Source organism: Streptomyces sp. RPT161 (assembly GCF_027533845.1).
GTDB classification, from domain to species: domain Bacteria; phylum Actinomycetota; class Actinomycetes; order Streptomycetales; family Streptomycetaceae; genus Streptantibioticus_A; species Streptantibioticus_A silvisoli_A.
Genome location: NZ_JAPZVN010000007.1, coordinates 119,099 through 132,482, shown reverse-complemented (window position 1 = coordinate 132,482; position 13,384 = coordinate 119,099). Strand labels below are relative to the sequence as shown.

Here is a 13,384-nt window from a genome sequence, read left to right as displayed (position 1 = left end):
AGCCCTTCGTGCTTGATCCCACACGGTGCGGCCTGCACGCCGAGAACGACCGGTTACGGGAGATCGGGCCACTGGTCCCCGTGGAGCTGGTCGGCGGCGTGCGGGCCTGGGCGGTCACCCGCCACGCGACGCTGCAAACGGTGCTCACCGATCCCCGTGTCTCCAAGGACATCCGGCACTGGCGCGCCTGGGCCGACGGCACCGTCCCCGGCAACTGGCCGCTGACCGGCATCGTCGCCGTGGAAGCCATGACCACCGTGGACGGCGCGGATCACCGTCGGCTGCGCGGCCTGGTATCCCAGGCGTTCACATCGCGCCGCGTCGAGGCACTTCGTCCCCGCGTCGCGCAGCTCACCAATGAGTTGCTGGACCGGCTCGCCCAACTCCCGCCTGGGCCGGTGGACCTGCGGCAGGAGTTCGCCTATCCGCTGCCGCTCCACGTCATCTGCGAGCTGATCGGCCTGCCGGAGGAGCGGCGAGACGAACTGCACACGCTCACCAACGTACTGCTACGTGCGGTGGACACTCCTGAACAGACGGCCATCCGGACCGGCACCCTCCATCAACTGCTGGCCGAGGTCATAGAGTTGCGCCGCCTGGACCCCGGAGACGACCTGACCAGCGCGCTGATCGCGGTCCGCGACGAGGACGGCACGAAGCTGAGCGAGGCCGAACTCTTCGGCACCGTGCTGCTGATGTTCATCGCCGGGCACGAGACCACGCTCAACCTCATCACCAACGCCGTACGCGCCCTGCTCGGCCACCCCGATCAACTCGCCCTGGTGCAGGGTGGATCGCGCCCGTGGGGCGCCGTGGTGGAGGAGACGTTGCGGTGGGACTCCCCGGTGGCGCACTTCCCGATGCGGTACGCGACCGAGGACCTGGAGATCGACGGCGCGACGCTGCACAGGGGCGAGGCGATCCTCGCCTCCTACGCTGCCGCCGGACGCGATCCGGCACAGTACGGCGAGCGGGCGGGCCGCTTCGACGTGGCGGCGCCTTCGCCGCGCCATCTGTCGTTCGGCCACGGTGCGCACTACTGCCTGGGCGCCCAACTGGCCCGCCTGGAGGCGGAGGTGGCACTGCCCGCGTTGTTCGACCGGTTCCCGCAACTGGCCCCCGCCGTACCGCTGGCGGAGCTGGAGCCGCTGACCACGGTGGTCAGCAACAGTACGGGCACGCTCCCGGTACTGCTCGGCGCTCAGCGGTCCAACGGGCGCCGCGCGGTCTCCGGCAGCACCAGGTAGCAGACCGCCGAGACCAGGCACAGCACGGACACGTACCACGGGAACCAGCCCGGGTGCCCGGCCTGCTTGAACCAGGTGCCGACGTACGGTGCCGTGCCACCGAACAGCGCGACGGTCAGCGAGTACGGGAAGCCGATCCCGGCCGCCCGCACCCTGGCCGGGAAGACCTCGGCGTTCACCGCCGCCGCGACCGCCGTGTACCCGGTGAGCAGCACCATGCCCGCGCACTGCACCAGCAGCAGCGAGAGGAAGGCGGACGTGACGAGGTGCAGCAGCGGTACGGCGAGCACCGCGAAGCCCACCGAGAAACCCAGCAGCAGGGGTTTACGGCCGATCCGGTCGGAGAGTGCGCCGCCGAGCGGCTGGAGGACGGCGAAGAACGCCAGCGAGATCGTGCCCGCTGTCAGTGCGTCGCCCTTGTTGAAACCGGCGTTCACCGTGGCGTAGGTGGGCAGGTAGGTGGTCCAGGTGTAGTAGGCGATCGTGCCGCCCACGGTGATGCCGCAGATCAGCAGTGAGGCGCGCGGATACTGGCGCAGTGCCTCGAACAGCCCTGGCCGCGGGGCCTTTCCCTGCTCCTCGCTCCTGGTCTCGACCGCGCCACGCCGGATCCAGAAGCCCACCAGGCTGATCACGGCCCCGAACAGGAACGGCACCCGCCAGCCCCAGTGCGCCATCTGGCCGTCACTGAGCAGATGGGCGAGCAGCGCGGCGATCCCGGAGGCCACCAACTGGCCGATGGTGGTGGACACGTACTGGAAGCTGGAGAACAGCCCGCGCCTGCCCGGCCCGGCGGACTCCACCAGGAACGTCGTGGAGGCCGCGAACTCACCGCCCACCGAGAGGCCCTGCACCAGCCTGGCGATCACCAGTACCACGGGAGCCAGCAGGCCGGTGGCCGCGTACGTGGGGGTCAGGGCGACCAGCAGGCTGCCGCCGCCCATCAGCAGGATGGTGACGGTCAGCGCCGCACGTCGGCCGCGCCGGTCGGCCACCGCGCCCATCAGCAGCCCACCGACCGGCCGCATGAAGAAGCCGACCGCGAAGACCGCGAAGGTGGACAGCAGCGGCACCAGGGAGTTGCCCGCGCCCTTCGGGAAAACCTGGTCGGCGAAGTAGACGGCGAGGAAGGAGTAGGCGTACCAGTCGTACCACTCGACCGCGTTGCCGATGGAGGCGGCGACGAGCTGCCGTACGGACGCGCGGGGCGGCAGCGGGGGGCGCACGGTCGCTATGGGGCCGGGGTCGGTCATCTCGTACGTGTTCCTTCGTGCGGGCTCGCCTGCCAGGGTCGGCAGGCTGATCAACCGACTCTCCCCCTCGGGTATGCCCGCTACACGCGGTGAAACACGGAATTCATGATCGGGCATTCATCGGATGTCTGCTTCACTCCGGTTGATCGTTAGGGCACTATGGGCCCAGCACGATCCACCGGCAGGCGAGCACAGCGGAGGCGGCACGTGCGGGTAGCGCTGTTCATCACGTGCGTTAACGACGCGTTGTACCCGGGAACAGGCCGGGCGGTGGTGACGCTGCTGGAGCGACTGGGTGTCCAGGTCGACTTCCCCGCCGAGCAGACCTGTTGCGGCCAGGTGCAGTACAACACCGGCTACCGCCACCAGACCGAGCCACTGGTCAGACGATTCGCCACCGTCTTCGCCGACTACGACGCCGTGGTGACCCCGTCCGGCTCGTGCGCCGCCATGGTGCGCGAGCACTACCCGCGCATCGCGCGGCGCGCGGCGGACGAGGGCCGGGACGGCGAACTGGCGGAGTTGGCCGGGCGGACCGTGCCCAAGGTCCACGAACTGTCCGAGTTCCTGCTGGATGTGCTGCGCGTCGAGGACGTGGGCGCGTACTTCCCGTACACGGTCGCCTACCATCCGACCTGCCATTCACTGCGTCTGCTGGGGGTGGGCGACCGGCCGACCCGACTGCTGCGCGCCGTCAGGGGAATTGACCTCGTGGAGCTGCCGGGCGCCGAGGAGTGCTGCGGGTTCGGCGGCACGTTCAGCGTCAAGAACCCCGACGTCTCCGCCGCCATGGGCGCCGACAAGGTGCGCAACGCCGTCGACAGCGGCGCACGGGTGCTGTGCGCCGCCGACAACTCCTGTCTGATGCACATCGGCGGCACAATGTCGCGGCGCGGCGGCGGGCCACGGGTGCTGCACCTTGCGGAGATCCTGGCCAGCACGGAGGGAAACGTCACATGAGCGACGCCACATCGTTTCCGCAGGCCGCCCGGGTCTCGGTACGCAACGCCCAACTCCGCGGCAATCTGCGGCACGCCACCCACACCATCCGCGCCAAGCGCGCCAAGGCGGTGGCCGAACTCGCCGACTGGGACCGGCTGCGTGCCGCGGGCGCCGCCATCAAGGACCGCACCCTGCGCCATCTCGACGACTACCTGGAGCAGTTGGAGACCGCGGTCACCGCGGCGGGCGGCACGGTGCACTGGGCGGTCGACGCGGACGAGGCCAACCGCATCGTCACCCGCCTGGTGAAGGCCACCGGCGAAACCGAGGTGGTCAAGGTCAAGTCCATGGTCACCCAGGAGATCGGCCTCAACGAGGCCCTGGCGGCGGCCGGCATCCGCGCCTACGAGACCGACCTGGCGGAACTGATCGTGCAGCTCGGCGACGACCGCCCGTCGCACATCCTGGTACCGGCCATCCACCGCAACCGGACCGAGATCCGCGACATCTTCCGCCGCCAGATGGGCCGTTGGGGCCGACCCGCGCCCCAGGACCTGTCCGACTCCCCCGCCGAACTGGCCGAGGCGGCCCGGCTGCATCTGCGCGAGAAGTTCCTGCGCGCCAAGGTGGCGGTCTCCGGGGCGAACTTCATGGTCGCCGAGACCGGCACACTGGTGGTCGTGGAGTCGGAGGGCAACGGCCGTATGTGCCTGACCCTGCCCGAAACGCTCATCTCGGTGGTCGGCATCGAGAAGACCGTGCCCACCTGGCGGGACCTTGAGGTCTTCCTGCAACTGCTGCCGCGCTCGTCCACCGCCGAGCGGATGAACCCCTACACCTCCACCTGGACCGGCACCACGGACGGCGACGGCCCGCGCGAGTTCCATCTGGTGCTGCTGGACAACGGCCGCACCGACGCGCTGGCCGACCAGGTGGGCCGCCAGGCCCTGCGCTGCATCCGCTGCTCGGCGTGTCTGAACGTCTGCCCGGTGTACGAGCGGGCCGGGGGCCATGCGTACGGTTCGGCCTACCCCGGGCCCATCGGCGCCATCCTCACCCCGCAACTGCGCGGCACGGCAAGCGCGTTGGAGGCCTCGCTGCCCTACGCGTCCTCGCTGTGCGGCGCGTGCTACGAGGTGTGCCCGGTGGCCATCGACATCCCGGAAGTGCTGGTCCATCTGCGCGAGCGGGTCGCCGAAGGCGGTTCCACGACCCGCGACGGGGCCAGGGTCACCATCAAACCGGCGAAGGGCCACGCCGCCGAGCGGGCCGCGATGCGCGCCGCCCGCTGGGCGTTCGAGCATCCCCGGGCGCTGCGCGCGGGCGAGCGGTTGGCGGCACGCACCCGCCGGGCGCATCCGGCCCGGCTGCCGGGCCTGTCGTGGAGCGCCAGCCGCGATCTTCCGACGGTACCGCCCGAACCGTTCCGGGACTGGTGGCAGCGCACCCACGGCGGCGAGGAGGCCAAGTGAGCAGCCGGGAGACCATCTTGAACCGCATCCGGCAGGCGCTGACCGACGTACCGCTCGCCGAAGCTGCCCAGGACGTGACGGTCGACCGCTCCTATCTGCGCCGCCACGGCGAGCGCACCCCCGAGCAGACCGCCGAACTGCTCGCCGAGAACCTGGCCGACTACCGCGCGGTGGTGCACCGCTGCACCAATGCGGAACTCCCCGCCCGCATCGCCTCGTTGCTGGCTGCGCACGGATCGCGCACGGTGGTCGCCCCGGCGGGCGTCCCGGCACGTTGGCTGGCCGACAGCGCGGACGTGGAACGCGTTCCGGAGGAGTCCACCGCCCGCCAACTCGACATGGTGGACACCGTGGTGACCGGTTGCGCCCTCGCGATCGCCGAAACCGGCACCGTGGTCCTGGACGCCTCACCGGACCAGGGCCTCCGCCGGGTGACCCTGGTTCCTGACCACCACATCTGTGTGGTCCGCGTCCCTGAACAGGTGGTCGACTCCCTCCCCGAAGCGCTGGAACGCCTCTCTCCGCGACGCCCGTTGACCTGGATCTCCGGCCCCTCGGCCACCAGCGACATCGAACTCGACCGCGTGGAGGGTGTCCACGGGCCACGGACGCTGGAGGTGGTGCTGGTCAGGGGCTGACGGTCCAGGCCCGCGGCGACGCCAACGGCGGCAGCGTTCGCGTGCACCCGCCGGAAATCCAGGGGGCGGCACGGGCCGGAGAAGCTGCGAACGTGCGCGGATGCTAGCTTCCTTCCCCGTGATGGGGCACCAGGACAAGACCAGGGCGGCCTACGACGGAGTCGTCGAGCTGTATGCGTCGATGTTCGCCAATCGGTTGGAGACCCGGCCGTTCGCGCGGAACATGATCGGCACCTTCGCCGAGCTGGTGCGTGGGACGGGCAACCTGCAGGTAGCCGACGTCGGGTGCGGACCTGGACATCTGACGGCCATGCTGCACGACCTGGGGCTGGAGGCCTTCGGGCTCGACCTGTCGCCGGCCATGATCGAACACGCCCGGCGGGCCCATCCGGCGCTGCGGTTCGAGGAAGCGCGAATGGAGGACCTGCCGGTCGAGGACGGCGCGCTCGGCGGAGTGCTGGCCCACTACTCGATGATCCATACCCCGCCTGGGGAATTGCCCGCGCTGCTCGCCGAGCAGGTGCGTGTCCTGGCGCCAGGGGGCCTGCTCCTGGCATCGTTCTTCGCAACCGACGGACCGGAGCCGGTCCGCTTCGATCACAAGGTGACGCCCGCTTATAGCTGGCCCGTGGACCGGTTCGCCGAGTTGCTGGCTGGGGCCGGGCTCGTCCCGTTCGCCCGGCTGCTCCACGACCCGGCCTCCGAGCGGGGCTATCTCGACGCCCACTTGCTGGCCCGCCTCCCCTAGAACGGTCCCGTGGCCTTTTGACAACCGGCATCGGCGCTGGTCGCTGAACGAGACCTGGGAGCGGCCCCTGGACGGATGCCGTGCCGTCGCCACCCGCTACGACGAACGCCAGCTCATCTACCAAAGCACCGTTGAGGTCGCCTCGATCCGCATCTGGCTCCAAGCCCCTGTCACATGATCACTGGACAGTCCCTAGCACTCCAAGACCGCCGCGCTGGTCGCTCCGGGCTCCAAGGAGACCGTCAACACCCTGGTTCCCATGGGGTGTTGGTCCTCGATGACCCGTTGCAGGGTCATCAGGACGCCCGTTGGGCGCCCGCACTCGGTGATGCGGGTGCTGTGGGAGCCGAAGCGCTCGCGGAAGCGGCGCTCCAGGGCGGGGGTGTCGGTGTGCAGGGCGACACGGTCGATGCGGGACCAGGCGATACCGGCCTCCCGTAGGGCGCGGCCGATCAGGCGGTCCAGCTCCCGGTCGGCGGTGTCGCGGCCGGTGACCACGGAGCGGACACGGTTGTGCGGCCAGTGCTGTTCGGCGAGGAGAACGGCGGCGGTGCCTTCGTTGGTGGGCGCCATCACCAGGCCCTGCCGCAACGTTCCGTCGGTGATCAGATGCCCGGCCACTCTGGCCAGCAGGGCCAGCGCGCTGGTGCCGACCTCCGCCACCCGGTACGAGCAGGCACGGCCGATGCCCAGCGCGTCCAGGCCCTGGCGCGCGGCGAGTTGGGCCTGCGCCCCGCCATCGTGCTCCGTGCCGCAGACCATGTAGTAGGGCAGCACCAGGTCCGCTGCCGCCATCGAGGCCCGCGCCAGCGCGTCTCCGGTCGCCGCGCCGAGTTCACTGGAGCTGCCCACCGCACGGATGCCTATCGCCGCCGCCTTCACGTTGCCGCCCCTCTCCGCTGCGTCGCTTGATGCACGGTTGTGTCCGGTGCGGACCGCCGCGTACGCCAATCTATGCGGCATGGACGGGCATCTCGGTCATGTCGCACCCGCCTTGACTTGCCTCTGGCGTCCGAAAGGGCCTTCTTGACGTGGTGTTGATGTAGCGGCGACTGGTGCTCCTGGTCAGGCCTGGACGGCTCATTCCGATGTGGCTACCGAGGTTGAACGGGTCAACGCCCTGTCTGTACTCCCGGACGTACGCCAGCATTCGGAATGATTCGGAATGACTCATCTAGGGGACCGGCCGGGGCGCCGGGCCTACATAGCGGGCGTCCGGGCGGATGATCTTGCCGTCCTCGGCCTGCTCCAGGATGTTGGCGCTCCAGCCCACCACGCGGGCGCAGGCGAATGTCGGGGTGAACATCTCCCGCGGCAGACCGCACCGTTCCATGACCACACCGGCGTAGAACTCGACGTTGGTATGGAGTTCGCGGCCCGGCTTCAGCTCGGCCAGTATCTCCTCGACGCGCCGCTCGACCTCGATGGCGAACTCCACCCGCGGCCCGCCGAATTGCCGCGCCACCTCCTTGAGCATCCGCGAGCGCGGGTCCTCGGTGCGGTAGACGGCGTGCCCGAAGCCCATGATGCGCTCCCCCGCCAGTACGCGTTCGCGGATCCATGGGGTGATGCGGTCCGGGCTGCCGATGGCGTCGAGGGTGTCCAGCGCGCGGCTGGGCGCACCGCCGTGCAACGGGCCGGACAGCGCCCCGATGGCCCCGGTCAGGCAGGCCGCGAGGTCGGCGCCGGTGGAGGCGATGACCCGCGCCGTGAACGTTGACGCGTTGAAGCCGTGATCAATGGTGGAGATCAGGTACTGCTCGACGGCACGGGCCCGCACGGGGTCCGGCTCCTCGCCGGTGAGCATGTACAGGTAGTTGGCGGCGTACGGCAGATCGGCGCGCGGTTCGACGGGCTGTAGCCCGTGCCCGAGCCGGTGCAGCGCGGTCAGCAGGGTCGGCACCCAGGCGCAGGCGGCAAGCGCGTCCTCGGCGCGCTGGGCGGGGGTGAGGTCGTAGAGCGGCTGGAACCCGGTGGCCGCCCCGGCCAGCGAGAGGGCGGTGCGCAGCGCGGCCAGCGGTCCGGCGCCCGCGCAGCCACTGGCGATGGCGGGCAGTGCGGCTCGTACGGCGTCGGGCAGCGGACGCAGGGCGCCGGTGCGGGCCGTGAAGGCTGCGCGCTGGGCGGCGGTCGGCAGGTCACCGTGGAACATCAGGTGCCAGACGTCCTCGAAGGTGCGGGTGCGGGCCAACTCGACGGCCGGGTACTGCCGGTAGTGGTAGAAGCCCTCCCGGCCGCGGACCGCGCCCAGCGCGGTGTCGGTGACCACGACTCCCTTGAGGCCGCGGGGGACGTCGATGGGGGCGTCGGCCGGGGCGGGTGCGGATGTGTCGTCGTGGGCGGTGCTGGTCGGCATGGTGTCGTCCTCCGTCAGCTGTCTTTCAACGTTGGCGTCTCGCAACATTGCCATCTCGCAATATTGAGTCGACTGTCTATGGTTGACTAGATCTTGTCAATGTTGATTGAATCAATGTGAATGCGGAGCGGAGCGCCACGATGCGATGGGATGGACCGCATGACGGATCAGGCGGCACAGCAGCGGCGACTGACCACCAGGGAGGCCGCGCAGCGCCTCGGCGTCAAACCCGAGACGCTCTACTCGTACGTCAGCCGCGGGCTGCTGAGCAGTGAGCGTGTCTCCGGCGGCCGGGGCAGCACCTTCGACGCGGCCGAGGTCGACGAGCTGGCGCGGCGCGGCCGTCGTGTACGCCCCAGCGCCTCCGAGGAGCCGCCGGCCGCCGCTCACGCCGTGCCCGTGACCACCGGCATCACCCTCATCGATGACGACCGCTACTTCTTCCGCGGTGTCGACGCGGTCGAACTGGCCGCCCGGTACGACTACGAGGAGGTCGCCCATTGGTTGTGGACCGGAGCCCTGCGGCCCGGCACCCGCTTCACCGCGCCCCCGGACGTGCTGGCCGCCGCGGACCGCTCGGTCGCCGCCCTGCCCCCGCACAGCGGCCTGACCGACCGCCTACGCGCCGCGACCGTGGCCGCCGCCGTGGCGGATCCACTGCGCTTCGACCTCGCACCGCAGACAGTGATCGCCGCCGCCCGGGGTCTGATCGCCACGCTGGTCGACGCGCTGCCGCTGGCGGGCGACCGGTTCCACAGGCCGGGCGGCTCGATCGCCCAGCGCCTGTGGTCCCGGCTGGCTCCGAGGGACGCCGACGACACGTCGATCAAGGTCCTTCAAGCGGCACTTGTACTGCTGATCGACCACGATCTGGCCGCCTCCACAGTCGCCGCCCGGGTCGCCGCCTCGTCCCGCGCGCACCCGTACGCGGTGGTCTCGGCCGGACTGGGGGCCGTCGACGGCCCGCTGCACGGCGCCGCCAGCGGGCTGGCGCACCGGATGCTGACGGAGGTGCTGGAGCGCGGCAGCGCGGGTGCCGTCGTCTCCGACCACCTGCGCACCGGACGGGCCGTGCCCGGGCTGGGCCACCGGCTCTACCGGGGTGAGGACCCGCGGGCGCGGGCGCTGTTCGAGTTGCTGGCCCAGGTGCCGTCGGCCGAGCGGGCGCTGGATGCCGCACGGGCCGTGGAGCGGGCGGCGGCCCGGGATGTGCCGGTGCACGCCAATGTCGACCTGGCGCTCGCGGTGCTGTCGGTCTCGGCCGGGATGCCGATCGACGCGGGCGAGACGGTGTTCGCGGTGGCCAGGACGGCGGGGTGGATCGCACACGCGCTGGAGGAGTACGGCGAGCGGCCGTTGCGGGTGCGCCCGCGCGGCCAGTACACCGGCCCGCGCCCGCCTCAGCCGCTGCCCTGAGTCAGCCCGCCGCTTCCACCGCCGCCAACTCCTTTTCCAAGGTGGCCGGTTGGGCGTCCGAGGGCGCCAACCGCGCGTCACGGCGGACCAGTTCCGCGTACCGCCCGCCCATGGCCAGCAGTTCGTCGTGCTTGCCGCGCTCCACGATCCGGCCGTGGTCCAGCACCACGATCTGGTCGGCGTCCCGGACCGTGGACAGCCGGTGCGCGATGGTGATCGTGGTGCGTCCGGCGGCGAGCGCGTCGATGGCGTCCTGAACGGCGTGTTCAGTGCGGGTGTCCAGCGCGCTGGTCGCCTCGTCCAGGATGAGCACCGGCGGATCGCGCAGGATCGTGCGGGCGATGGCCAGCCGCTGCTTCTCGCCTCCGGAGAAGCGGTAACCGCGCTCGCCGACCACGGTGTCGTAGCCGTCTGGCAGTCCGGCGATGTGGTCGTGGATCTGCGCGGCCCGGGCGGCGGCGGTCAACTCCTCGTCCGTCGCGTCCGGCTTGGCGAACCGCAGGTTCTCCGCCACCGAGGCGTGGAAGAGGTAGGTCTCCTGGGAGACCACCCCGACGGCGCGGGAGAGCGTGTCGAAGGACAGATCCCGGACATCGACTCCGTCGATGGTGACCCGGCCCGCGGTCACGTCGTACAGCCTCGGCACCAGATAGCTCAGCGTGCTCTTGCCAGAGCCGGTGGCGCCGACGATGGCGAGGCTGCCACCCGCCGGAACCGTCAAGTCGATGCCCGAGAGGGTGAGTTCCGGCGCGTCGGCGTCGTAGCGGAAGTCGACTTTGTCGAAGCTCACATCACCGCGGACCTCGTCCAGCCGTACCGGGTCCGGGCGTTCGGTGATCTCCACGGGCAGGTCCAGGTACTCGAAAATCCGCTGGAACAGCGCTATCGAGGTCTGCACCTGCACACCGGTCTGCAACAGGCTGACCGTGGGCCGGAACAGGCCCTGCTGAAGCGAGACGAACGCCACCAGCGTGCCTATGGAGATGGTGGGTCCGCCGAAGTGCAGCGCGATCCCGGCCGCCCAGTAGATCAGGGCCGGCATGGCGGCCATCACGATGCTGATGGTCGACATCCGCCAGCGTCCGGCCATGTCGGAGCGCACCTCAAGGCCGACGAGCTGCTCCGACTCGTCCTCGAAGGCGCGGGTGAGCGAGTCGGCGCGGCCCATGGTGCGGCCCAGCAGGATGCCGCTGACCGACAGAGATTCCGTCACTATCGCGGACATCGCGGCCATCTGCTTCTGCCGCTGCGTGGTGATCTTCCGGCGTTCGCGGCCCACCCGGCGGCTGATGGAGACGAAGACCGGCAGCAGCAGGAGGGAGGCGAGGGTCAGCCGCCAGTCGAGGGCGAGCATCGCCACGATGGAGGCGATGACGCTGGTGGTGTTGGAGACGATCGAGGTCGCCGTGTTGGTGACGGTCGCCTGCATCCCGCCGATGTCGTTGGCGATGCGGGACTGCACCTCGCCGGTGCGGGTGCGGGTGAAGAACGACAGCGACATGCGCTGCAACTGCGCGTAGACGGCGGCCCGCAGATCGTGCATGACGCGCTGGCCGACGGTGGTGGAGATCAGCGTCTGCAACACCCCGAAGACGCTGGTGATCACGGCGGTGGCGATCATGCCGAGGGCGAGCAGGCTGAGCAGTCCGGTGCGGCCGTGCGGGATGGCGGTGTCCAGGATCGCCCGCAGCAGGAACGGTGAGGCGATCGAGACCAGCGAGGAGGCCGCGACCAGCAGCAGTACGACGGTCAGCCGCCAGCGGTAGGGACGGAACAGCCGCAGGATCCGCCGTACGTCGGCGGGGCGGTCAGGGTCCTTGGGCGGCGGGGTCCAGTCGATGTCTCGGGAGTGCGGATTCATGTGCTCCTACGGAGGGCTAGGGGAAGAGTGCGGTTTTTTTGGGACACCGCGCCGTGCCTCGGCACCGTGTCGACATATGCGAGGGTAGTTCATTGTTACCTATATTCACAATGAGTATGGTCCTGATAGCCTATGGCCCATGACCACCGGAACAGCGCCATGACCACCGAGACCGGGGAAGCCACCGGAAACCTCGCCGACCAGTTGCTGCAGCTGACCCGGCGGCTGCACCGCAGGCAGAAGGAACATCTGCGGCCACTGGGCATCACCCCTGCCATGTCACGGCTGCTGCGCACGGCAGCGCACAGCCCCGAGCCGCTGCGCATGGTGGACCTCGCCCAGCGTCTCGACGTGGTACCGCGCGCGGTCACCTCACTCGTCGACGGACTGGAGGGGTACGGAATGGTCCGCCGGATGCCCGACCCGGCGAACCGGCGGGTGGTACGGGTGGAACTCACCGACAACGGCCGGGCCGCGCTGGAACAACTGCGCGCCGCCCGCCGCGCCGCCGCCGAGGAACTTCTCGCTCCGCTCGGCCCGGGCCAGCGGCGGCAACTCGGCGAACTGCTCTCCGCGCTGGTCGCCGATCCGGATGGTGGCCACGCGCCCTGCGCGTGACCACCGCCGCGTCAGCCGCCGATCAGCCCCAGCGCGGCGGCGCAGCTCACTCCGCCGATGCCCATGAACAGCGGCATCAGCACCTTCAGCTCCACCCAACCGCCGGCCTTGAAGCGCATGAAGTGCGGCGTGCCTATCGGGTACCAGCGCTTGCGGCCGATGGGCAGGGGCCACAGGATCGGGCAGCCGGAGACGGTCAGCGCGTCACCGAGGCAGTGCACCAGGGCGCCGAGGGCCACCGGCACGCCGATCCACAGGTAGTGCTGGTCGGGCTGGGTGAACAGCCAGGACTGCCCCATACCGGGGTCATTGAGGATCCCGGCGAGCAGCCAGGAACCGGCGGCGCCGAGCAGCCAGACCAGCAGGTGGTGGCCGCCCTTGACCTCCTTCCACAGCAACCCGTCGACCGCCAGCACCAGGTGGACGAAGAGCACCCCGAGCACACCCCAGCGGCCGCCGTAGGTGGCGATCGCCGACGCGCCCGCGCCGCAGCCCACCGCCCACACCAAGGTGTGGGTCAGCGTGCGGTGACCGCCGTTGCGATGCGGGTCGCCCTTCATCCGGGTGGCGTTGTAGACGCCGAGGGACAGCTTCTCGACGATCTCGCACAGGCCCCGGGACAGCGGCCCGAAGGCGCGGGATATCGTCGCGGGCTTGTGGTCCAGGTCCGGTGCGAGCGCGGCGCCCGCACAGATCAGTGCGCCGACGACCAGGGTCGGCCAGGGCATCGGATGGTGCATCCCGGCGGCCACCGCGCCCACCGCCAGCCATGCCGCCGCTCCGGACAGTGAATGCGCCGGTCCCATCATGGTTGCTGCCCCGCCCCCTTCGGC

General features: G+C 70.4%; 12 protein-coding genes. 7 read left to right on the top strand and 5 right to left on the bottom strand.

Translation table 11 applies throughout. The features are described from left to right. The first annotated feature begins 8 nt into the window (after positions 1 to 8). A complete protein-coding gene (locus tag O5O46_RS16765) occupies positions 9 to 1,247 on the top strand; it encodes a cytochrome P450 family protein (RefSeq protein WP_269856238.1) in 1,239 nt (412 codons plus the stop codon). Here the strand turns inward: O5O46_RS16765 and O5O46_RS16760 are convergent. After that, a complete protein-coding gene (locus tag O5O46_RS16760; RefSeq protein ID WP_269856237.1) occupies positions 1,202 to 2,500 on the bottom strand; it encodes an MFS transporter in 1,299 nt (432 codons plus the stop codon). The two genes, O5O46_RS16765 and O5O46_RS16760, sit on opposite strands and share 46 nt — an antisense overlap. A gap of 207 nt (positions 2,501 to 2,707) precedes the next feature. Between O5O46_RS16760 and O5O46_RS16755 the strand changes: the two genes are divergently transcribed. From O5O46_RS16755 to O5O46_RS16740, 4 genes are all read left to right on the top strand, one after another. After that, a complete protein-coding gene (locus O5O46_RS16755; protein ID WP_269856236.1) occupies positions 2,708 to 3,460 on the top strand; it encodes a (Fe-S)-binding protein in 753 nt (250 codons plus the stop codon). After that, on the top strand, positions 3,457 to 4,914 hold the full coding sequence (locus O5O46_RS16750) for a lactate utilization protein B (protein ID WP_269856235.1): 1,458 nt from the start codon (positions 3,457 to 3,459) through the stop codon (positions 4,912 to 4,914). Before O5O46_RS16755 ends, O5O46_RS16750 begins: the two co-directional genes overlap by 4 nt. Next, positions 4,911 to 5,552, top strand: coding sequence for a LutC/YkgG family protein (locus O5O46_RS16745; RefSeq protein WP_269856234.1), 642 nt, complete (start codon positions 4,911 to 4,913; stop codon positions 5,550 to 5,552). The genes O5O46_RS16750 and O5O46_RS16745 overlap by 4 nt, the downstream gene beginning before the upstream one ends. 118 nt (positions 5,553 to 5,670) lie before the next feature. After that, positions 5,671 to 6,300 carry a class I SAM-dependent methyltransferase gene (locus tag O5O46_RS16740; protein WP_269856407.1) on the top strand — a complete coding sequence of 210 codons (630 nt, stop codon included), beginning with the start codon at positions 5,671 to 5,673 and terminating at the stop codon, positions 6,298 to 6,300. A 192-nt stretch (positions 6,301 to 6,492) separates the two neighbouring features. On the opposite strand, the gene O5O46_RS16735 is transcribed toward O5O46_RS16740, so the two are convergent. Both O5O46_RS16735 and O5O46_RS16730 read right to left on the bottom strand, forming a co-directional pair. Then, a complete protein-coding gene (locus tag O5O46_RS16735) occupies positions 6,493 to 7,263 on the bottom strand; it encodes a hypothetical protein (RefSeq protein ID WP_269856233.1) in 771 nt (256 codons plus the stop codon). Positions 7,264 to 7,474: 211 nt separating this feature from the next. After that, positions 7,475 to 8,656, bottom strand: a complete 1,182-nt coding sequence (locus tag O5O46_RS16730) for a citrate synthase/methylcitrate synthase (protein WP_269856406.1) — start codon at positions 8,654 to 8,656, stop codon at positions 7,475 to 7,477. Between the two features lie 159 nt (positions 8,657 to 8,815). On the opposite strand from O5O46_RS16730, the gene O5O46_RS16725 reads away from it, so the two are divergent. After that, a complete protein-coding gene (locus O5O46_RS16725; protein WP_269856232.1) occupies positions 8,816 to 10,072 on the top strand; it encodes a citrate synthase in 1,257 nt (418 codons plus the stop codon). Between the two features lies 1 nt (position 10,073). Here the strand turns inward: O5O46_RS16725 and O5O46_RS16720 are convergent, their stop codons facing one another. Continuing rightward, positions 10,074 to 11,933: an ABC transporter ATP-binding protein gene (locus tag O5O46_RS16720; protein ID WP_269856231.1), complete on the bottom strand. Its 1,860-nt coding sequence runs from the start codon at positions 11,931 to 11,933 to the stop codon at positions 10,074 to 10,076. Positions 11,934 to 12,092: 159 nt separating this feature from the next. On the opposite strand from O5O46_RS16720, the gene O5O46_RS16715 reads away from it, so the two are divergent. Further along, complete coding sequence (locus O5O46_RS16715) at positions 12,093 to 12,551, top strand: MarR family winged helix-turn-helix transcriptional regulator (protein WP_269856230.1); 459 nt, start codon at positions 12,093 to 12,095, stop codon at positions 12,549 to 12,551. An 11-nt stretch (positions 12,552 to 12,562) separates the two neighbouring features. Here the strand turns inward: O5O46_RS16715 and O5O46_RS16710 are convergent, their stop codons facing one another. Then, positions 12,563 to 13,360, bottom strand: coding sequence for a metal-dependent hydrolase (locus O5O46_RS16710; protein WP_269856229.1), 798 nt, complete (start codon positions 13,358 to 13,360; stop codon positions 12,563 to 12,565). Between the last annotated feature and the right edge of the window lie 24 nt (positions 13,361 to 13,384).

Coding starts and splice junctions, on each gene's coding strand:
- O5O46_RS16760 (WP_269856237.1), bottom strand. CDS start 2,500: ATGACCGACCCCGGCCCCATAGCGACCGTGCGCCCCCCGCTGCCGCCC.
- O5O46_RS16750 (WP_269856235.1), top strand. CDS start 3,457: ATGAGCGACGCCACATCGTTTCCGCAGGCCGCCCGGGTCTCGGTACGC.
- O5O46_RS16735 (WP_269856233.1), bottom strand. CDS start 7,263: ATGCCGCATAGATTGGCGTACGCGGCGGTCCGCACCGGACACAACCGT.
- O5O46_RS16730 (WP_269856406.1), bottom strand. CDS start 8,656: ATGCCGACCAGCACCGCCCACGACGACACATCCGCACCCGCCCCGGCC.
- O5O46_RS16725 (WP_269856232.1), top strand. CDS start 8,816: ATGACGGATCAGGCGGCACAGCAGCGGCGACTGACCACCAGGGAGGCC.
- O5O46_RS16720 (WP_269856231.1), bottom strand. CDS start 11,933: ATGAATCCGCACTCCCGAGACATCGACTGGACCCCGCCGCCCAAGGAC.
- O5O46_RS16715 (WP_269856230.1), top strand. CDS start 12,093: ATGACCACCGAGACCGGGGAAGCCACCGGAAACCTCGCCGACCAGTTG.
- O5O46_RS16710 (WP_269856229.1), bottom strand. CDS start 13,360: ATGATGGGACCGGCGCATTCACTGTCCGGAGCGGCGGCATGGCTGGCG.